Annotated in this window: 19 protein-coding genes; 10 read left to right on the top strand and 9 right to left on the bottom strand. The window is 34.7% G+C overall.

Annotated features, from left to right (window positions below):
- On the top strand, nucleotides 1-1,185 hold the full coding sequence (tuf, locus tag A9G36_RS02935) for an elongation factor Tu (protein WP_034946833.1): 1,185 nt from the start codon (nucleotides 1-3) through the stop codon (nucleotides 1,183-1,185).
- A gap of 651 nt (nucleotides 1,186-1,836) precedes the next feature.
- Here tuf and A9G36_RS02930 read toward each other — a convergent pair.
- From A9G36_RS02930 to flgA, 7 genes are all read right to left on the bottom strand, one after another.
- Nucleotides 1,837-2,949: a 5-methylcytosine restriction system specificity protein McrC gene (locus tag A9G36_RS02930; protein ID WP_065585382.1), complete on the bottom strand. Its 1,113-nt coding sequence runs from the start codon at nucleotides 2,947-2,949 to the stop codon at nucleotides 1,837-1,839.
- Nucleotides 2,949-4,646, bottom strand: a complete 1,698-nt coding sequence (locus A9G36_RS02925) for an AAA family ATPase (RefSeq protein WP_065585381.1) — start codon at nucleotides 4,644-4,646, stop codon at nucleotides 2,949-2,951. Before A9G36_RS02925 ends, A9G36_RS02930 begins: the two co-directional genes overlap by 1 nt.
- A 675-nt stretch (nucleotides 4,647-5,321) precedes the next feature.
- Nucleotides 5,322-7,409 carry a flagellar biosynthesis protein FlhA gene (gene flhA, locus A9G36_RS02920; RefSeq protein ID WP_065585380.1) on the bottom strand — a complete coding sequence of 696 codons (2,088 nt, stop codon included), beginning with the start codon at nucleotides 7,407-7,409 and terminating at the stop codon, nucleotides 5,322-5,324.
- A gap of 17 nt (nucleotides 7,410-7,426) precedes the next feature.
- Nucleotides 7,427-8,557 (bottom strand): flagellar biosynthesis protein FlhB, encoded by a 1,131-nt coding sequence (gene flhB / locus A9G36_RS02915; protein WP_065585379.1) that lies wholly within the window; start codon nucleotides 8,555-8,557, stop codon nucleotides 7,427-7,429.
- A 140-nt stretch (nucleotides 8,558-8,697) separates the two neighbouring features.
- Nucleotides 8,698-9,132 carry a flagella synthesis protein FlgN gene (locus tag A9G36_RS02910; RefSeq protein WP_034947175.1) on the bottom strand — a complete coding sequence of 145 codons (435 nt, stop codon included), beginning with the start codon at nucleotides 9,130-9,132 and terminating at the stop codon, nucleotides 8,698-8,700.
- Nucleotides 9,133-9,153: 21 nt separating this feature from the next.
- Nucleotides 9,154-9,450, bottom strand: coding sequence for a flagellar biosynthesis anti-sigma factor FlgM (gene flgM / locus A9G36_RS02905; RefSeq protein ID WP_034947177.1), 297 nt, complete (start codon nucleotides 9,448-9,450; stop codon nucleotides 9,154-9,156).
- A 79-nt stretch (nucleotides 9,451-9,529) separates the two neighbouring features.
- Nucleotides 9,530-10,189 (bottom strand): flagellar basal body P-ring formation chaperone FlgA, encoded by a 660-nt coding sequence (gene flgA, locus A9G36_RS02900; protein ID WP_065585378.1) that lies wholly within the window; start codon nucleotides 10,187-10,189, stop codon nucleotides 9,530-9,532.
- Nucleotides 10,190-10,342: 153 nt separating this feature from the next.
- Between flgA and flgB the strand changes: the two genes are divergently transcribed.
- Genes flgB through flgJ form a run of 9 tightly spaced genes read left to right on the top strand, consistent with a single transcriptional unit; the run spans nucleotide 10,343 to nucleotide 17,587 of the window.
- The gene (flgB, locus tag A9G36_RS02895; protein ID WP_034947182.1) at nucleotides 10,343-10,753 is read left to right on the top strand and encodes a flagellar basal body rod protein FlgB; all 411 of its coding nucleotides are present in this window, start codon (nucleotides 10,343-10,345) and stop codon (nucleotides 10,751-10,753) included.
- 5 nt (nucleotides 10,754-10,758) lie between these two features.
- Nucleotides 10,759-11,163, top strand: coding sequence for a flagellar basal body rod protein FlgC (gene flgC, locus A9G36_RS02890; RefSeq protein ID WP_034947185.1), 405 nt, complete (start codon nucleotides 10,759-10,761; stop codon nucleotides 11,161-11,163).
- Nucleotides 11,164-11,176: 13 nt separating this feature from the next.
- Nucleotides 11,177-11,893 carry a flagellar hook assembly protein FlgD gene (locus A9G36_RS02885; protein WP_065585377.1) on the top strand — a complete coding sequence of 239 codons (717 nt, stop codon included), beginning with the start codon at nucleotides 11,177-11,179 and terminating at the stop codon, nucleotides 11,891-11,893.
- A gap of 15 nt (nucleotides 11,894-11,908) precedes the next feature.
- A complete protein-coding gene (gene flgE, locus A9G36_RS02880) occupies nucleotides 11,909-13,120 on the top strand; it encodes a flagellar hook protein FlgE (RefSeq protein ID WP_065585376.1) in 1,212 nt (403 codons plus the stop codon).
- Between the two features lie 14 nt (nucleotides 13,121-13,134).
- Nucleotides 13,135-13,890 carry a flagellar basal body rod protein FlgF gene (locus A9G36_RS02875; protein ID WP_065568834.1) on the top strand — a complete coding sequence of 252 codons (756 nt, stop codon included), beginning with the start codon at nucleotides 13,135-13,137 and terminating at the stop codon, nucleotides 13,888-13,890.
- A 13-nt stretch (nucleotides 13,891-13,903) separates the two neighbouring features.
- Complete coding sequence (gene flgG, locus A9G36_RS02870; protein ID WP_065568833.1) at nucleotides 13,904-14,686, top strand: flagellar basal-body rod protein FlgG; 783 nt, start codon at nucleotides 13,904-13,906, stop codon at nucleotides 14,684-14,686.
- Between the two features lie 10 nt (nucleotides 14,687-14,696).
- Nucleotides 14,697-15,386, top strand: a complete 690-nt coding sequence (locus A9G36_RS02865) for a flagellar basal body L-ring protein FlgH (RefSeq protein WP_034947200.1) — start codon at nucleotides 14,697-14,699, stop codon at nucleotides 15,384-15,386.
- 11 nt (nucleotides 15,387-15,397) lie between these two features.
- A complete protein-coding gene (locus A9G36_RS02860) occupies nucleotides 15,398-16,507 on the top strand; it encodes a flagellar basal body P-ring protein FlgI (RefSeq protein WP_065585385.1) in 1,110 nt (369 codons plus the stop codon).
- A 42-nt stretch (nucleotides 16,508-16,549) separates the two neighbouring features.
- Nucleotides 16,550-17,587 (top strand): flagellar assembly peptidoglycan hydrolase FlgJ, encoded by a 1,038-nt coding sequence (gene flgJ / locus A9G36_RS02855; protein ID WP_065585375.1) that lies wholly within the window; start codon nucleotides 16,550-16,552, stop codon nucleotides 17,585-17,587.
- A gap of 160 nt (nucleotides 17,588-17,747) precedes the next feature.
- Here the strand turns inward: flgJ and flgL are convergent, their stop codons facing one another.
- Together flgL and flgK are read right to left on the bottom strand one after the other, a co-directional pair.
- Nucleotides 17,748-18,704, bottom strand: coding sequence for a flagellar hook-associated protein FlgL (gene flgL, locus A9G36_RS02850; RefSeq protein ID WP_034947203.1), 957 nt, complete (start codon nucleotides 18,702-18,704; stop codon nucleotides 17,748-17,750).
- Between the two features lie 14 nt (nucleotides 18,705-18,718).
- Nucleotides 18,719-20,362 (bottom strand): flagellar hook-associated protein FlgK, encoded by a 1,644-nt coding sequence (gene flgK / locus A9G36_RS02845; protein WP_065585374.1) that lies wholly within the window; start codon nucleotides 20,360-20,362, stop codon nucleotides 18,719-18,721.
- Nucleotides 20,363-20,390 lie beyond the last annotated feature (28 nt).

Raw genomic sequence — 20,390 nt, 5'->3', positions numbered from 1 at the left:
ATGTCTAAAGAAAAATTTGAACGTACAAAACCCCACGTTAACGTTGGTACAATCGGCCACGTTGACCATGGTAAAACAACTTTAACAGCTGCAATTACTTCTGTTCTTGCTAAAAAATATGGCGGACAAGCACGTGCATTCGATCAGATCGATAACGCACCAGAAGAAAAAGCACGTGGTATCACCATCAATACTTCACACGTTGAATACGACACACCAACTCGTCACTACGCACACGTAGACTGCCCAGGCCATGCTGACTATGTTAAAAACATGATCACAGGTGCAGCTCAAATGGATGGTGCTATTTTAGTAGTAGCAGCAACTGATGGTCCTATGCCACAAACTCGTGAACATATTCTTTTAGGTCGTCAAGTAGGTGTTCCTTACATTATCGTATTCTTAAACAAATGTGATATGGTTGACGATGAAGAACTATTAGAATTAGTTGAAATGGAAGTACGTGAGCTTCTATCTCAATATGATTTCCCAGGTGATGATACACCAGTGATTCGTGGTTCAGCGCTAAAAGCGTTAGAAGGCGATGCTGCATGGGAAGACAAAATTGTTGAATTAGCAGAAGCATTAGATAGTTACATTCCAGAACCAAAACGTGATGTTGACAAACCATTCTTATTACCAATTGAAGACGTATTCTCAATTTCAGGTCGTGGTACAGTGGTAACAGGTCGTGTAGAAAGTGGTGTAATCAAAGTCAACGAAGAAGTTGAAATTGTTGGTATCAAACCAACGACAAAAACGACTTGTACTGGTGTTGAAATGTTCCGTAAATTACTAGACGAAGGTCGTGCAGGTGAAAACGTAGGTATTTTATTACGTGGAACAAAACGTGAAGAGATCGAACGTGGTCAAGTATTAGCAAAACCAGGTTCAATTACACCGCATACTGATTTTGAATCAGAAGTATATATTTTAAGTAAAGATGAAGGTGGTCGTCATACTCCATTCTTCAAAGGTTACCGTCCACAGTTTTATTTCCGTACAACTGACGTAACTGGTACTATTGAATTACCAGAAGGCGTAGAAATGGTAATGCCAGGTGATAATATTAAAATGACAGTATCATTAATTCATCCAATTGCGATGGCAGAAGGTTTACGTTTTGCTATTCGTGAAGGTGGCCGTACTGTTGGTGCTGGTGTTGTAGCTAAGGTTATTAAATAATTTAAAATATTATTTAGCATTACTAATGCAAAGACAACAAGAAAAGGCGCATATTTTGCGCCTTTTTCATTACTTAGCAACAATAATCTCATTTCCTATTAAATTAACTACTAATTAGTAACCAGATAAAAAGATAACAATTAAATCATATTAAAAAGTAATGATATGTAAAACTAAAATAACACTTATAGAAAAGTCCAATTAGCTACTAACTTATATTGAATTCATAAAAATTACTATCTTCATTATTAGCCCTATTACCAAACGATTTAAGCCAGAAAATCAATAATATATTTCCGATTGCCTATTTAAGCTTTAATCGAGGTAGTTTTTCATTGGCATTACCGTGAATATAAAGTTTACTGGCAATAGGATGAAAAGCGTAATAAGTGTATTATAACAACAATATGAAAACTAGCTAACATCATGATTAATCACTCGATAAAAGTTAGATTTATTAGTCTTACAATACCTTTAATAGCTAAGTTGTTTAAGGATATACTCATAATAATTTAGCTAACAAAAATCAATAAAATCATACTAATCTATTTTATAAAAATAACGTTTTCAGACTGTTTATGTTGGGTTAATAAATGAGTATTGAACAGTAATTAAAATAACAATCAGGTAAAAATAGTGATGAAATCTGAATTAGCACGAGTCAAAACTATTTAATAACGCCAATAAGCTATTTCTAATAATGTTATTATCTTGCGTTAAATCAATAGTACAAAAGGATAATTTATGTCCTTGGATAGTCATATTTTCATTCACCGTCACACCGACAGTTGGGTATAGCAACATGCCAGAGGCGCAAACCGATAAAGGATCGCTATCTTTTTCCTGACTTCTTAAATAAGCATATAATTGATAAAGGTGATGACTACTAAACGAGTTAGGTCTAAATCGTGTTTCTTTTAGAATTGAAGTACATTTAGTATCAATAATTAAACGTTGTGTATGCTCGCGATTTTCAAGGATTAAATCGGTTTTCATAGTTGGCAAATAGGTGATGATATTATCGGTCGCATTGCTATATTGCCAATTTAATTTTTTACCCGCATAAATAGTCCATTGCTGGGGATCTAAATTTACACGATAAAAACCAACTATCGCTTTTTCAAATAATTCCCGTAACCAATGATCGTTTTTTTTTAATTGTTCAATAGTATGTAATCCTTGAAATTGAGTAGGAATTGACAAGCTAAAAATGAGTTTTGCTAATGAAATTAAAGTATTATCTTTAAGATTTGCATGGTTAAAACGCTCCTTTTCATAGCAATAATGCGTTGTTTGACCAATCTTCAACGCAGTAAATTGATGAATGATTTTTCTACATTGTTCAATTAAGCTCGCATCTTTCAATTGTTTTACTAATAGATGAGCCGCAGCATGAATATAGCGATTTTTAGGGGTATCAATCGTTAAATCATCATATCGACATTGAATTTTACCCTTTGCCAATAATTGCTTACGCTGAGTAGTTAAAACCTCTATTTTTCCTCTGACACGATTAAGTACTTTTGTTGTGAGCTGATAATTTGCGGCAAGGTGATGTATTAACCATTTATTTGCTGCCTGACAATATAGTTTGGCAGCAAGCGTTATTAATTCCTCTGGGTTATTTTCTAGTTCTATCCTCTGCTTTTGCCCTACAGTTTTATAATAATCAGAAGCATAGAGCAAAAGTAGCCATATGTTTCTAATTGGTATTTTGGCAACGGTCGTATTGGTTAATAACGGATGATTATTTATCGTGGTCATTATTGTGCATTACCTAATAATATATTCATCGCATCGCTAAATTTTTCAGGCTCGCCAAACCAATACTCTTCTAATAGAGGCTCGATTTCTGAACAAACAATATGCTTAAACCAATCTTGCGCAGTCATTTTTTGGTTAGAACAGGTAAAATAGCTATGCCCAATGGTAAATGCCTTGCCGAGTGAATTATCATTACTAATATATTGATTTAATGCCTCTATACGGTGCTTTATTTCTTGTAATTGTTGCGGTGAAAAGGCGTGTTTTTCTTGCATATAGTTGAGCCAATTTTCGCCAAAATGAGGACTTAAATGGTAAAAGGCAAAACGACGACGTAAAGCAAAATCGAGCATCGCTAACGAACGATCGGCAATATTCATAGTACCGATAACATAGAGATTATCAGGAATAAATACGCCTTTTTCATTTTGGTGTTGGTATGTTAATTCTAATGCCTCATTTGGATTTCGTTTATCAGCCTCAAGTAGCGTTAACATTTCACCAAAAATTTGTGCTGGATTACCGCGATTAATTTCTTCAATCACAATCACATAATTTGATTGAGCATCACTCTTTGCTTGATTAATTATCTCTAAAAAAGGCCCATCAATCAGCGATAATTTTCCATCACTGGTTGGGCGATAGCCGCGGATAAAATCCTCGTAAGACATATTAGGATGAAACTGAATAGCTTTGATATTCTTTGAATCTTTATAACCAACAATAATATTAGCTAAACGTTTGGCTAACCATGTTTTACCTGTCCCTGGTGGACCTTGTAAAATAATATTTTTTTTCAACTTTAAGCTATTTAATATGGCTTGCAACTGTTGTTTATCAACAAAACAACCCTCATTGATTAGATCATTTTGGGTATAAGATTGTTTTATGATTACAGGTTTAGTCATATCTTGGTTATCATAATTTTCTTCTTCATTTAGCGTGTCAATATCTAGTAATTCATATTTTCCACCACCTAAAAATAATAAAATATTATTATTTCTTAACTCTTGAAATCTATTATCAATTGTCGATTCAATAGTATTATTTTGAGGAAATAATTGCTGAAGATCCTCTTTATACTGAGTAAGAAATTCTGAGCGAGTAAATATATTACTATTTTTCTGATAACATAATTGTTTAATGTGTTTTAATACAATATCTACCCAAGACTCATTAATCGGTTTGTTAATATCGCTAGCATTAGTATTACTATTGTTACTTAAATTATTATTTCCATAACGAGATTTCCAATATGGAGCATTGCGAAAAGCATCAATATCTTGTGGCTGATCATAAAATGCAAAATTAATTAATTGTTTTGATAGCCAAAAATCATCTTTAACACTCCAGATAGCAGCTATATTGGTATAAAAGTACCATTTCTTATTCAAATTAGTTTGTTGCCAATCGACTTCTAACAATTTTCCATCACCATGATTTTTAGTTACGGTGCCAATAGCCTTTATATCCATTACCGAAACAGGAAAACCTTTACTATCAAAGGGTAAATTATTTTTTTGGTTATAGGTTGATTTGATGGCAACTTTATCGCCAACAGAAATAGATTTTACGATATCCAAAAGTTTATTATCATAGCCATTTTGCCAGATACCTGAACTAATAAAATTCTCTGTTTGGTCTTTACTACCTTTAAATTTTGCACCTAAAAACCAATATGTTTTTATCCCGTCCAATTGCTTTCCTTTCTGGTTATATTATTTATTTTTATGTGTATTTTAAACTAATTTATTATTAACCAAAAATAGAATATTGATAATTATTCACCAACTATTTTTATAAAGTTATTTATGTTTTTACTTTGCATAATCAAATAGTTAAATAATAAAAAAAGTAGATGATTTTTACTAAAGCCATTAATGACTTAAAAGTGATGTGTATGCATATCGGATTGAATTTTTATGTAATTAATCTTGTTACTTGGCAAAAGAAATTGGTTAAATTAGACTATAAAATTATTCATCATAATACATTGTCAACCATTAAACGCTTGAAAGGAGTAAAGTCTGAAAATTGCAGTCATTGGTGCAAGTGGTAAAACAGAGCAGCTTTTAGTAAGAAAAGTTATTTCACGAGCTCATGACGTTACTGCATTGTGCGTAAGCCAAATTAGTTATGCTGATTATGCTATTGCGATGATTGACAAGACAGAAAGTGCTAAGCATATCAAACAACATTTTACGGACCTCACAGAATAACTATTTTACCAATTAACATCATATTGGTATAACGTGTAAGCGTGAATACCAATATAAAATATCAATATACTTATTTAAATATATAAAAAAGCCAACGCAAACGTAAAGTTAAATAATCATACCAGTTGATCTTAGAAAATCAAAATAATACCACTACCCTTCCCCTATTTTAACCGTCATTTTTATCTCTCGATTGTCGACAATTTCTAAATTCGATAACACAATTAATTGAGGAAAGTTTGGTCTTAAAAATTGCGATAGCATAGGTCTTAATGCATGATTCACTAATAATACCGGTGGTGCTCCAATAGCATCTTGTTGATGAATCGCATCCTGAATTTGTTGAACAATATGCTCAGCTAAACCAGGCTCGAAATTACTGGTATTTTGTAGCGTTTGCAATAACAAACGTTCTAAATTAACATTTAAACCAATCACATTGATTGGATCACTTCCTGGAAACCATTGCTGAGTGATGACTCGCCCTAATGCAATTCTAACCATACTAAGCAATTGATAAGCATCATTTTGCGTTGGTGCATGTTCACATATCGTTTCAATAATGGTTCGCATATCTCGAATCGATACTTTTTCAGCAATCAAATTTTGCAGTATTTTATGAAAAGTAGTTAATGTCACCACACCAGGTATAAAATCTTCTACAAGTTTTGGTACTTCTTGTTTGATGCGTTCAAGAAGTTCTTGGGTCTCTAATCGACCTAATAAATCGCTAGCAAATTGCTGTAATAAATGGTTAAAGTGCGTTGCAATCATAGTACTGGTATCAACAACAGTGTAACCTAATATCTGGGCGTTTTCTTTATTACTTTCATCTATCCATACAGCAGGCAAGCCAAACGCTGGCTCGGTTGTAGGTAAACCATCAATGATTTCTGCCACATTACCAGGATTAATGGCTAACCACTTATTATTAATAATTTCACCTTTACCAATTTCGCCACCTTTAATAAAAATTTTATATTGATAAGGAGCTAATGAAAGGTTATCGCGAATATGTACCTGCGGAGGTAAAAAACCCAGTGATTGAGCAAACTTTTTACGTAAACTCCGAATTCTTCCCAATAACTCACCATTTTGAGTTTGATCTACCATTGGAATTAAACCATATCCAACTTCCATGGCTAAAATATCTTCAATATTCACATCTGACCAAGTTGCTTCAATATTAGCTGGTGTAGTTGCTTGTACATCTGTGGTTTTGGTAGAGATTTTTTGCTGCGTTTTTTGCTGTTTTGTTAGCCACCACGCAATAAGTGATAACAATGCAGTAAACAATAAAAAAACAACATTTGGCATACCCGGAATTAACCCAAGTAAACCAATGACAACTGCAGTTAAAATTAACACTTGGGGATTATTAAACAGCTGTTTAAGCATTTGTTCACTAATGTTATCGTGTGAAGAAACTCGAGTAACAATAACACCTGCAGCAGTTGAAATAATCAAAGAAGGAATTTGAGCAACTAAACCATCGCCAATCGTTAAAAGCACATAAGTTTTGCTCGCATCAGATAGATCCATACCATGTTGCATAACCCCCACTAATAAACCACCAACAATAGTAATAGCCATAATCAGTAAGCCAGCAATGGCATCACCACGCACAAATTTACTGGCACCATCCATTGACCCATAAAAATCGGCCTCTTGAGTAACCTCGGCTCTGCGTGCTTTAGCTTCGTCTTCACCGATTAATCCGGCATTAAGATCAGCATCAATCGCCATTTGTTTACCAGGCATACCATCCAATGCAAATCGTGCACCAACCTCAGCAATCCGACCAGCGCCTTTGGTGATAACCATAAAGTTTATAATCACCAAAATAATAAAAACCACAATCCCAATGGCAAAATTACCTCCGACTAAAAAATGACCAAAGGCTTCAATAACACGACCTGCAGCGTTGCTACCTGTATGCCCTTTTAATAACACAACACGCGTAGAAGCCACATTTAACGACAACCGCAATAATGTTGCAAACAATAAAACTGTAGGAAATGCAGCAAAATCAAGCACCCGTTTGGTAAACAATGCTACAATCAAAATAATGATAGATAAAGCAATATTGAATGTAAAAAATAGATCTAAAATGAATGCAGGTAGTGGCAACACCATCATCGAAAGAATCAATAAAATTAGCATTGGTCCAGCTAAGATTTGATAATGACCGTTTTTTAACGTATTGAGTGACAATAATGTAAGTAGTTTTGATTTAACCATAAGATTAGTAATTGCCTTTATTTATATTCAGATAATGACTCAGGTACCGGTAAATTTCTCGGAGTAAGTGGCTTATCACCTCCATATTTATACCAATGTTTTAACTGATATACCCAAGCTAAAATTTGAGCCACAGCGGTATATAATTCAGGTGGAATTGTTTCACCGATTTCACCATAGCGATATAAAGCCCGTGCCAATGGTGGTGCTTCTAATTGAGGGATATTATGTTCACTGGCGAGCTCTTTAATACGTAGTGCAATGTTATCCGTTCCTTTGGCAAGCATCTTAGGTGCTATCATGGTTTTTTCGTCATATTGCAATGCAACCGCATAATGAGTTGGATTGGTAACAATAACATTGGCTTTAGGTACGTCCTTCATCATTCGACGTCTAGCAATAGCTTGTTGCATTTGCCGAATACGCCCTTTAATTTGTGGATTACCTTCTTGCTCCTTAAATTCATCTTTCACTTCCTGTTTTGACATCTTTAATTTTTTTAAATTGCTCCAGAACTGATAAAAAATATCAAAACCAACCATTGGTATCAAAGCGATAATACTTAATATTACACACAAAATCACAAACTGAATTGAATTAGCTAACGCATTATTTAAATACATATTAGGTAACGAAAGCATACTAGGAAAGTAATGCAGTAAAAACAAAAGAACTGCAAAACTGACTAAAATTACTTTAAACATGCTTTTTAATAACTCAGCAAAAATTCTGGTACTAAATAATCGCCCAAACCCAGAAATTGGATTTAGCTTCTTAAAATTAGGTTTAATTGATTGCAGACTAAACAGTAAACCACCAATACAAATGGGGGCGATTATCGCTATAATTACTAAACCCAAAAAAATTGGTAAAATAGCCCAAAATCCTGCAGATAATAGATTAACCAAATTAAAGATGAGCAATTTATCATCATCTATTCTATAAGAAACTTTCATCGCCGTTTGTATAACTGTGATTAGCTGACTTGCTAAATGCGATCCCATTAACCAAAATAAAGTAATACCAACCAACAAAATTAACAATGAAGTTAATTCTCGTGATCGAGGAATTTGCCCTTTTTCCTTAGCCTTCTTTATTTTGCTATCGGTGGGTTGTTCACTTTTATCTACGTCACTATCATCAGCCATGATAAATTAAATAAACTCGTCTTATCTAATTAGAATTTTCAATGCCAACAGTATGAACGCATTAACAAAGCGTTATTGCCTTAAAAAGGCGATAATTTACTAGGTATTTATCTCGTTTAACTCAATAAAATTCAAATGAATTACACTTTAGCACGTTTTGATGAAATTATTTCCGTTTGTTGATAGCCATTATTGGTATAAATAACAGGGTTATTAATCTTTTTAAGATAATTAATTGATTGCTGTGTTCTATCCATTCGATTTTGGATAATCAAACCATTATCTCGGTTAATGCTTGCTAATAATTTTGTTGTTTCAGTAATAGATTGCCAATGGGCTGCAATTGTTGATTCTTCACTATAAGGGGGGTGAATATTGAACTGTTTACTTAACGTTATACGTTTTTCATCCAGTAACTTTAATTGTATAAGCAACTGACTTTTTTTATTAATAATTTCATTTAATTGATTTGTTAAACTATTTTCAATCAATATTTGTTGCTCTGTTTGCAGAATTTCTGAGAGTGTTTGTAACATTCTTGTTATTTTATTTAAGATGTTATCTAATTCTAACATTTTTATTTCCCTTCAACTCTATTATTCGATATTTTGTAACATTTGTTTAATAAGTTCGTCGGCAATTTTCTGGGTATCAATTACTAATGTGCCATTGGCAATGGCTTGTTTAATACTCTCAATTTTTTCTACATCAATATCTTTACCAGTCGAATGTAAAAGTGTTGTAGTATTTTGTGTTAAACTTACATTATTACTCACGTTTATATTATTTTTTGCCTGTACAGATACAGTCTGTTTTTTTTGCTGCTCATTGATGACATCACGGCTCAATAATCCTGATATGTTTATAACAGATTTTGTTGCATCTATGCTCATAAAATTACCTTTAATCAAAGTTAAGATTTAAATGGTTTGTTTAGCTTAATTATCGGCAATAATGAAAAAATCATTAATATTATTTATCAAAAATTATCACACCTTGACAAGTCAACTTACCTTCAACAATCTTACCAGAATGCAATTTAACACTAACGTTATCTTCTAATACCGCATTATTCAAGATTTTACCACTAGCCATTATCTGATACCCTTGACCATTAATTATCACATTAACATTCTGCCCAGCTTTAACCTGCCAATTTTTTTGTAACATTGAGGTTCGGATAGGCTCATCAAGATCGATGTTTCTTAACGCAATATGATTAATAACTTGCTCTTTATCTAAAATCACCGCAAACGGGAGTGTATCAAGACGACCAATTTGTATTTTCAGATGTTCTGGTGTAATTACCTTACCGGCACCAATAGCCTGATTAGCCACAACATAACCACCTTCAACAGCAACATTTATATGAAAATATTGGGTTTTCTTTCCACATTTAGCACTAATGGTCATCAAACCCCACTTTTTTTTCTTATTTATTAACGCTAATTTAGGCTCAATACAAGTTAATTCGGGTTTAGGAGAAGTATAGGTTATTACAATATTATCAAATTGATAATTTATATGCTTTGAAATTAATTTATTAACCTCGTCTTCAAGTGAATCAGCTACAGCAATATTTGCGCTAAATAACAGTATAATTAACAAAATTAATCTAACGATTATTATCATATCTACTAATTTTTAAAATTTTTTATAAACATATATTACTTGATGAACAAATTTATTGAATTTTGAAATAAGGACAATTTTTATCGTTATTTATACGATGATATTTTTTTGCTTCACTTAAAATCCTTGCTATCAAAAAAGTGAGATGATTTTATGTTTGATAAATTAGATAAATGGGTTAATTTTCACCAACACGCATTAAATATACGGGAAAAGCGACAGACCATATTGGCTGCAAACATTGCTAATAGCGACACCCCTAATTATCAAGCTCGTGATATTGATTTTAATGCAGAGCTAACCAAAGCAATTAAAAATCAAAGTAAGATAAATAATGTCGTGCTTAACACAACATTTAATAATCATCTGCAAATACCCATGCAAAACGCTACTAATCAAGAAATTCTATACCGTATACCATATCAGTCTGCCGCAGATGGTAATACAGTAGAAATGGACCAAGAACGTACGGAATTTATTGATAATAGCATTCACTATCAAAGTAATTTAACTTTTTTAAGTGAGCAATTTAAAAATATAATCTCAGTATTACAGAAGGGGTAATCGTAATGAGTTTTTCTATTTTTGCCATTTCAGGTTCAGCATTAATGGCACAAACCCAACGCATGAATATCAGCGCTAGTAATATGGCTAATGCAGATAGCATTACTAGTACCTCCGGCGAAGCCTATCGCGCTAAACAAGTTATCTTTCAAGTGGATGATAATGGTAAAAACAACCCAATTGCTGGGGTCAAAGTTTCACAAGTCATTGAAGATCCCACGCCAATGAATTTAGTGTATGAACCTAATCATCCATTAGCAGATGCAAAAGGCTACATTCAAAAACCCAATGTTGATGTAGTTGCTGAAATGGTCAATACGATCTCAGCATCACGCAGTTATCAGGCAAATGTCGAAGTGATTAATACTGCCAAAAATTTAATGTTAAAAACACTAACACTAGGACAATAAAAAGGAGTAATTCATGGGTGTTACTAATTTTGCTGTTTCAGAATCATCAGGAATAAAAAGTCCACAAACAACAAAAAACTCATCTGACGGTAACTCAAGCAAGGAATTACAAGATAATTTTCTAACACTCCTTATTGCCCAAATGAAAAACCAAGATCCAACTAACCCAATGGATAACAGCCAGTTAACATCACAACTAGCACAAATCAACACATTAGCCGGAATAGAAAGGCTTAATACAACGTTAGGAATGGTTTCTGGGCAAATTGATGATAGCTTATCTGTTAATGCTAGTAATATGATTGGTCGTGGTGTCATGGTGCCGGGCAATAAAATTTTAGTTGCTACATCCGAACTAGAAGAAACCGAAAAGGAAAAAGAAACAGTAACCACACCATTTGGATTTGAATTAACGCACGATGCCGACAGCGTTATCATCACTATTCAAGACGAAAATGGCAACATAGTACGTGAAGTTGATTTGGGGGCAATTCCTGCTGGAGTAAGCTCATTTACTTGGGATGGCATGTTAACTGATGGAACTATAGCACCTGATAGCAGCTATACCTTTTCAGTCAATGCTAGTTACGACGGAAAAAAAGTATCATCAACATCATTAGCATATTCGATGGTATATGGTGTTATCAATAGTAAAGTTAATAATAAAGTATTACTTGATTTAGGAATACTGGGTTCAATTAGTATTGACGAAGTTCGTCAAATTCTTTAAAGGAGATAAAGTTTTATGGGATTTTCTCAAGCAGTAAGTGGTATGAATGCTGCATCAAAACAATTAGATGTGATTGGCAATAATATTGCTAATTCTGCAACAGTTGGCTTTAAAAGTGCAAGCGTCTCATTTGCTGATATTTATGCAGGTTCGAAAGTCGGAATGGGCGTAAAAGTAGCTAGTGTGATCCAAAATTTTAACGATGGCACAGCAACAACAACAAATAACAGTTTAGATGTTGCTATCTCTGGTAATGGATTTTTTCGTTTAGTTGATAGTAATGGTCAAATTTACTATACCCGCAATGGACAATTTCAATTAGATGCTGAGCGAAATATTGTTTCAGCGGATGGGCTTCAATTGACAGGTTATCTGGCAACAGGTACCCCGCCTCAAGTGCAACAAGGCGCAGCACCGGGTCCATTAAAAATTTCTCAACAAATGTTAAATGCATCAGCGACAACAAAGGCTTCTTTGCAAACAAACTTAAATTCCAATAGTGAAGTTCCCGCAAAACAACCCGTTAATCCCCTTGATGCCGATACATTTAATTATTCTACAACAATTACCACTTATGACTCGCTTGGTAATCAACGTAATATTCAGATATTTTATGTTAAAACTGCTGATAATCAATGGGATGTGCATTATCTTGATAGCAGTGATCCTGATGGAAGTTTACAAAAATTAGGACAAATGGAATTTGATTCTTCGGGTAAATTAATTAGTGACCCTGAAATGACAATTAATATTAATGGGTTAAATGGATCTACTGATAATACCTTTACCTTATCATTAGCCAATAGCACTCAGCAAAATATGGGCAAAGAAGTCGGTAGTATTAAAACGCCAATCATTAATGGTTATGCACCAGGTAATTTAGTGGGTTATAGCATTAATGATGATGGTTCTATTTATGGGCTATATTCTAACCAACAAACGATGTTATTAGGTCAAATCGCCATGGCTGATTTTTCTAATGTTAACGGTTTAGAATCAGCAGGAAATAATAATTGGCGTTCGACAGTTAATTCTGGTGATGAAATGTTAGGAGTGGCAAATTCTGGGACATTTGGCTCGTTAACAAGTGGAGCACTTGAATCTTCAAATGTTGATATGAGTCAAGAGTTAGTAAATATGATTGTTGCACAACGTAATTATCAATCTAATTCACAAACGATAAAAACGCAGGATCAAATACTCAATACATTAGTTAATTTGCGTTAATGTGAGGGTTATTTATGGATAGGGTTATTTACACTGCTATGTCAGGGGCAAGTCAAACACTGTCCCAGCAGTCAATCACCACACATAATTTAGCGAATGTAACCACTACTGGGTTTCGAGCACAGCTAACCGCAATGAAAGCGGTGCCTATAGTAGGAAATAGTATGCAAACACGAACCATGGTAACAGCAACCACACCAAGTTTTGACTCAACTATGGGGGCTTTTAATTATACTGGACGAAACCTAGATGTCGCACTGTCTGAAAATGACTGGCTAGCTATACAATTAGCTGATGGAAGCGAAGCTTATACACGAAATGGTGCAATACAAATCGACGAAAATGGTACACTTAATATTCAAGGCTATCCACTCATTGGCGATAACGGTGTATTAACCGTACCACAGCGTTCTCAAGTCAGCATTAGCTCTGATGGTACACTTTCCGCGTTAGGTGCAGGTGATAAACCAACCACTATTGCCCAAGCGGGTAAAATAAAAAAAGTACATTTAGAACATAATGAAATTATTCGTGGAGATAATGGCTTTTTTCAACTCACAGAGGAAACGCGCAATGCACGTGGTGCAGTTTTACAAGACAACCCTAACGCCAAACTGATGTCAGGAGTGTTAGAGGGCAGTAATGTCAATCCAGTCACCTCGATGATTGATTTGATTAGTCATTCTCGTCAGTTTGAAATGCAAATAAAAGAGATTACCACCGCTGATGAAAATGCACAAAAAGCCAATCAAATTTTATCTCTAACTTAATTAGGAGTAATCAATGATTAAATCACTATGGATTGCCAAAACAGGATTAACGGCACAACAAATAAATATGGATATTATCTCGAATAATTTAGCTAATGTCAGCACCAGTGGTTTTAAACGACAACGAGCGGTATTTGAAGATCTACTCTACCAAACCGTTCGGCAACCAGGCGCTCAATCTTCAGAGCAAACTACATTACCCTCGGGGTTACAAATTGGAACAGGTGTTCGCCCTGTTGCAACAGAGCGAATTCATAGCCAAGGAAATTTAGAATTAACTGATAATAGTAGTGATATTGCCATTAACGGACAAGGTTTTTTCCAAGTATTATTGCCAGACGGCACTCAAGCTTATACCCGTAGTGGTGCATTTCAAGTTAACCAAAATGGTCAATTGGTGACAGCTGCTGGTTATGAAATACAACCAACCATTAGCATACCTTCAAATGCAACTAAAATGACGGTGGCACGGGATGGTGTGGTTAATGTAACATTGGCTAACCAATCAACACAAATTCAAGTTGGTCAACTTACTTTACATACATTCATTAATGACACAGGCCTTGAAAGTATTGGAGAAAATCTGTATTTAGAAACTGAAAGCTCAGGTGCACCAACTGAAAATACCCCAGGGTTAAATGGTGCTGGGCTGTTATATCAGGGGTATACAGAAACCTCAAATGTGAATGTTGCCGAAGAACTAGTTAATATGATCCAAGTGCAACGAGCATATGAAATAAATAGCAAAGCTATCTCAGCATCTGACCAGATGTTACAGCGGTTAAATCAATTATAAATCAAATAATATGATAAAAATCATGAGATACTTTTGCCTTGTTAGCATATTATTTTTAATTAGTTGTGCACAATTGCCTAAAAAATCTTTAATTAAAGGCGAAACCAGTATCGTGCCACAAATACCCGAAATTGTGAATACTACAGGCTCTATCTACCAGGCGGCACAACCAAGCAGTTTTGGTTATCAACCTATGTTTGAAGATCGCCGCCCGCGCAATATTGGTGACGTATTAACAATCATCCTACAAGAAAATGTCAGCGCCAGCAAAAGCTCTTCGATAAATGCAGGAAGAAATGGTGCAGTTAATTTAACTGCCAAAACCATTCCTACCTTTTTAGATGGTTTAGTAGGACGCAACAAAGCCGACACCGAAATGTCGGGCAACAGTGACTTTAAAGGATCGGGCGCAGCCAATGCTAAAAACACCTTTAGCGGCACTATAACCGTCACCGTTAAAAATGTCATGGTAAACGGTAATTTACAGGTCGTAGGTGAAAAACAGATCGCGATTAATCAAGGAACAGAATTTATTCGCTTTTCTGGTGTGGTTAACCCAAGAACAATCAGTGGTAATAATACCGTTATTTCAACACAAGTTGCCGATGCGCGTATTGAATATGTGGGTAATGGTTACATTGACGAAGTGCAAACTATGGGTTGGTTACAACGCCTATTTTTAAATCTTTCACCTTTTTAATGAATATCATTATGCTTAAAAAATTCTACCCAATTATTTGCATAACCATCATGATACTGACAATTGTACCTTACAGTTATGCCGAGCGTATCCGTGATTTGGTCACCATACAAGGGGTTCGAGATAACGCCTTAGTGGGTTATGGAATTGTTGTCGGACTTGACGGAACCGGTGACCAAACCTCACAAACACCTTTTACCATACAAAGCATTACCAATATGTTATCTCAATTGGGGATTACCGTTCCAACTGGTAGTAATATGCAATTAAAAAATGTTGCCGCAGTTATGGTCACAGCCAAACTACCGCCTTATGCACGCGTAGGTCAACAAATCGATGTAATTGTCTCTTCGCTTGGTAATGCCAAAAGTTTACGTGGCGGCACATTAATTATGACGCCCCTAAAAGGAGCGGATAACCAAATATACGCCATTGCACAAGGTAATCTATTTATTGGTGGAATGGGCGCAAGCGGTGGTGGAAGTAGTATTACGGTGAATCAAACCTCAGGAGCTACAATCCCTGGTGGGGCAATTATAGAACGAGAACTATCAACCCGATTAGATGAGCAAGACATTATCCATTTACACCTTAATCAGTTTGATTTTACACGTGCTTTAAAAATATCTGAAGCCATTAATAAATTACAAAAAAATACGGCTGTGGCCATGGATGGTATAACCGTCTCTGTCAAAATGCCTAAAGAAAACCAAGAACGCGTAAAATTACTCTCACGCATACAAAATCTTGAAATTGGCACTACACCTATTTCAGCTAAAGTTGTGATTAATACCCGAACAGGAGTAGTGGTAATGAATCAGAAAGTACAACTGGATAATTGTGCGGTTGCACACGGCAACTTATCGGTAGTCATCAACAATAATCTTAAAGTAAATCAACCAAATACACCATTAGCCGGCGGCGAAACTGCAGTCGTACCAGAAACACAAATTACAATAGAGCAAGACAGCGGTGCTTTACATAAAGTAGCTCCAGGCACTAATTTAAGCCAAGTCATTAAATCGCTGAATGTATTAGGAGCAAATCCGACTGAATTAATGTCGATACTTGAAGCATTAAAAAAAGCCGGCTGCCTACACGCAGCACTTGAAACGATTTAAAACTGTTTAAAGAGGCTAAAAACATCAAAAAGAAAGTATGTAATGAATAATAAAATTACCCAACAATTCAATCGATTTGCTTACGACTTATCGGGACTAAACCAGTTAAAACGCAATGCTATAACTGGTTCTACTGAAAGTATTAAACAAGTAGCAAAACAATTTGAATCCATATTTATTAATATGATGATGCAAAACATGCGAAAAGCTGTACCGGAAGGTGGTTTATTTAGCCCATCAACAACACAGCTTTTTACAGCAATGTTTGATCAGCAAATTTCACAACAAGCTGCGGGCAAAGGTCTAGGATTAGCTGAGATCATTACCAAACAGTTAATATCTAAAACATCGCCGTCTGTTAATGTAAATACTCATAATAATTTACAAGCTAATTCTAGTAACAATCAGACAAACCTACATTTAGCAAAATCATTATTTAGTGATACCTCATCGACTAACTTATCGCCTCAAGCTCTGGGACAAATGATATACCACAGTCTAAATACCAAAACTCAATCCTCTACAAATAACATACATGAGAAAGAATCGCTTAACTATATTGCCGAAGATTACGTCATACAATTTGTTCAAGAATGGCTAGAACCAGCCAAACAAGCCTCCAAAAGCTCTGGTATTCCTTATGAAGTGATTATTGCACAAGCGGCTTTAGAAACAGGTTGGGGACAAAAGCAGATAAAAACAGCGGATAATCAATCCAGCTATAACTATTTTGGTATCAAAGCGACATCATCATGGAATGGCAATTCGACCCGTTTAACTACCCATGAATTTGTCAATAATACCATGACAAAAATTAAAGATAATTTTAAAATTTACGAAAATAAAAAACAGGCACTAATCGACTATGTCAACCTACTGACAAAAACCCCACGTTACCGTGCAGTGGCAACCGCACCCGATGCTAGAACCGCCGCCAAAGCATTACAAGAAGCCCAATACGCAACGGATCCGAATTATAGCGATAAACTTATCCAGATCATTAATCGCATCGAACAAATTGCCAAAACTAAACCCATCACAACTATATCAGGATTTAAACAATTAGCATTCAATAAATAAGCGGCACATTATTGAACTAAAATATTACAAAACTAAGTACTGATAATGAGCCGAATAATTAACGCTATTTTGAACGATAAAAAAGGAGGCTGTGCCTCCTTAACATTGTAGATATATATTATTGTTATTAATTATTGTAGGTAAATTGATTTGTTCCAACTTATTTCATTTGAAACAATGACATATTTTGCATTGTCATAAATGTATATTGGGCTGCTTGTAAATTCGCTTGTAGCATTACATAATCTGAAATGGCTTCGTACCAATCAACGTCTTCAATTTGGCTAATTTGTGTTTCAAATTCGATATCTAAAGTTTTACCGAGTGTTGTTAATCGGTCCACTTCTTCTAATACCGATCCCCCTTTTGCTCTGAGGGTTGAAATATTATCAAAAGAGTTATCAACGCCACAGCTTGCTTTAGATAAGCCTTCTCTAAATTGTTTAATGGTATCTTCATTATTGTCACCCAGTTCGAGCGTTAAAGCCTCAATAGCATAATCGATACTAGCAAATATATTGCTTTCTGCAGGCGAACCGTCTGGCAGCTTCACAGTAGACCCTGACATAAAGGCTTCAACACCGGTGAAACTAAGTGATACTTCACGTGAATCATCGATAAAAACATTAATAGTGGTTGTGCCTCCAACATAATTGACCTGACCTGATTCATCAACAACAAAAGGAGGAGTGTCATTTTTATTACCAGCAAACAAATAGTTACCATTAGTGTCTTTAGAGTTCGCTAAAGCAACAAGTTGATCTTTTAAGCCTTGTAATTTATTAGCAAGATCACGCCTGTTCTCGTCATTTAATGTTTCATTACCAGCATAAACTAACATTTCTTGAATGTTTTGTATTACCGTATTAACTTCTTTCAATATGGTATCTTGGCGGCTAAGTGACTTATCAGCACTTTCACGAGCAGCTTGAAATTGACCATTTCTAGATTGTGCCTGCTTTAAGATTAATGACTGTGCAGCCCCCATCGGATCATCAGAAGGGGATAAAATCTTTTTACCCGTTGCTAAATGTAAACCTGATTTTTGCCACTTATTATTGGTATTTAAAATGCTATTTAAATTTTTTTGATACATTGAATTGGTACTTACACGCATTTTTTATCCTTTTATCACTTAGCTAAACTTAAAATGGTATCAAATAGCGTTGTTGCGGCATCAATAACTTTTGCATTAGCTTGATAATATTGCATATAAACCTGCATAGAGATATATTCTTCCTCAAGATTTACACCAGATATTGATTGATTTTGTTCATAAATCTGTTGCGTTATATTGTGGCTTGATTGTGCTGAAACTTTAGAAGTTTGTGTTTCACTACCAATATAATTAACCAACTTGTTATAAGCACTACTTAGTGTGGCAGTTCCATTAATTAATTTTTCATTCTGTATATCTAACAATTTAGTCACATTGCGGTTATCACCAGCACCATTTTCTTCATCATCAATACCGGTTGCCAATTTATCTACATCTTTGACTAACAACTCTAATGACGAAGCAATATCAGCAACAGGTTTAATTAGAAAAGAATCACCTTTAACCGGATTACCGGTTATTTCGATCGATAAACCATCAAAAACCAGTTTACCATTCTCAATTTGGGGAGTAATAGTTTGATTATCAGATAGCCTTGTTACAACCCAATCGCTTCCATTAAATTCGATTCTATAATCAGACGCTTTTACATTGTTAACTGAATCAAAATGAATTTTAGCTACAGCATTCCCTTGATTTTTAGAGTTGGTGATACTACTCGGTTGGCGATAATCAAATAATTTTTCACCAGCATTACCATTAATATCGACCCCAGACATATGTACTTCATTAAAACGCTCAGCTAAATTGAGTGCAATTAAGCCTAATTGATTGCGCGTTTGAGAAAGTGGTCCATCACGAAAAGTTAATATTCCATTTAATCGGCCTGATGCAATATTTTGACTTGTCAGTTCTTGAGTTGCACCAGAATTATGCGTATAAATAATAGTATTGAGTGAAGGATCCTCTTGCGAAGGTTGAACTGATAATAAATTCACTGACGAGCCTTGCACTAAACTTAAACCGTTAGATAACGACAGATTATATTGTCCATTTTGTTCGGTAACGGTGATGCCTATTATTTCACTTAACTGATTAACTAGTTGATCACGTTGATCAAGCAATGCATTGGGTTCATTGCCACCACTTACAGCTTGTAATTTTGATATTTTTTGATTTAACTCAGCAATTTGCTCTAAATAAGTATTTATTTGATCAACATTATTGGTTAGCTCTGTATTTATATTAGCAATTTGATTTTTCAGACTATTTTCAGTTTTGTTAAACTGCGCAACTAAAGAGGTCAAATCACTGATAACACTTTGCTTTGTTGATGCATCACCTGCATTTGAAGTTAATTTCTTTAAACTTGTAAAAAGATTATTCATTTGAGATGAAAGGCTAGTTTCGTTTTCGGCTAATAGATTATCAACTTTAGATAATTCATTATAATAAGCTTTTATTGAACCACTTTGTGATTCCGATTGACGCAACTGTCCTACTACAAATTGATTAAAAGCACGGTTAACTGCCGAGACTGATACGCCATTGCCAACAAAGCCAAAATTATGATGCGTTCCATTAGCTTGGGCTAAAACTTGTTGTTGACGATTGTAACCTGCTGTATGGGCATTACTGATATTATTACTAATTACATTAAGCATATTTTGCGCCGCATTTAATCCACTAATACCCGTATTCATCAATGAATTTGACATAAAAAAACTCCTAAATATAATTTTTATT

Source organism: Gilliamella sp. Choc6-1 (assembly GCF_001690385.1).
GTDB classification, from domain to species: domain Bacteria; phylum Pseudomonadota; class Gammaproteobacteria; order Enterobacterales; family Orbaceae; genus Gilliamella; species Gilliamella apicola_A.
This window is presented reverse-complemented; position numbering and strand designations above follow the sequence as displayed.

Coding starts and splice junctions, on each gene's coding strand:
- tuf (WP_034946833.1), top strand. CDS start 1: ATGTCTAAAGAAAAATTTGAACGTACAAAACCCCACGTTAACGTTGGT.
- A9G36_RS02930 (WP_065585382.1), bottom strand. CDS start 2,949: ATGACCACGATAAATAATCATCCGTTATTAACCAATACGACCGTTGCC.
- flhA (WP_065585380.1), bottom strand. CDS start 7,409: ATGGTTAAATCAAAACTACTTACATTATTGTCACTCAATACGTTAAAA.
- flhB (WP_065585379.1), bottom strand. CDS start 8,557: ATGGCTGATGATAGTGACGTAGATAAAAGTGAACAACCCACCGATAGC.
- A9G36_RS02910 (WP_034947175.1), bottom strand. CDS start 9,132: ATGTTAGAATTAGATAACATCTTAAATAAAATAACAAGAATGTTACAA.
- flgM (WP_034947177.1), bottom strand. CDS start 9,450: ATGAGCATAGATGCAACAAAATCTGTTATAAACATATCAGGATTATTG.
- flgA (WP_065585378.1), bottom strand. CDS start 10,189: ATGATAATAATCGTTAGATTAATTTTGTTAATTATACTGTTATTTAGC.
- flgB (WP_034947182.1), top strand. CDS start 10,343: ATGTTTGATAAATTAGATAAATGGGTTAATTTTCACCAACACGCATTA.
- flgC (WP_034947185.1), top strand. CDS start 10,759: ATGAGTTTTTCTATTTTTGCCATTTCAGGTTCAGCATTAATGGCACAA.
- A9G36_RS02885 (WP_065585377.1), top strand. CDS start 11,177: ATGGGTGTTACTAATTTTGCTGTTTCAGAATCATCAGGAATAAAAAGT.
- flgE (WP_065585376.1), top strand. CDS start 11,909: ATGGGATTTTCTCAAGCAGTAAGTGGTATGAATGCTGCATCAAAACAA.
- A9G36_RS02875 (WP_065568834.1), top strand. CDS start 13,135: ATGGATAGGGTTATTTACACTGCTATGTCAGGGGCAAGTCAAACACTG.
- flgG (WP_065568833.1), top strand. CDS start 13,904: ATGATTAAATCACTATGGATTGCCAAAACAGGATTAACGGCACAACAA.
- A9G36_RS02865 (WP_034947200.1), top strand. CDS start 14,697: ATGATAAAAATCATGAGATACTTTTGCCTTGTTAGCATATTATTTTTA.
- A9G36_RS02860 (WP_065585385.1), top strand. CDS start 15,398: ATGCTTAAAAAATTCTACCCAATTATTTGCATAACCATCATGATACTG.
- flgJ (WP_065585375.1), top strand. CDS start 16,550: ATGAATAATAAAATTACCCAACAATTCAATCGATTTGCTTACGACTTA.
- flgL (WP_034947203.1), bottom strand. CDS start 18,704: ATGCGTGTAAGTACCAATTCAATGTATCAAAAAAATTTAAATAGCATT.
- flgK (WP_065585374.1), bottom strand. CDS start 20,362: ATGTCAAATTCATTGATGAATACGGGTATTAGTGGATTAAATGCGGCG.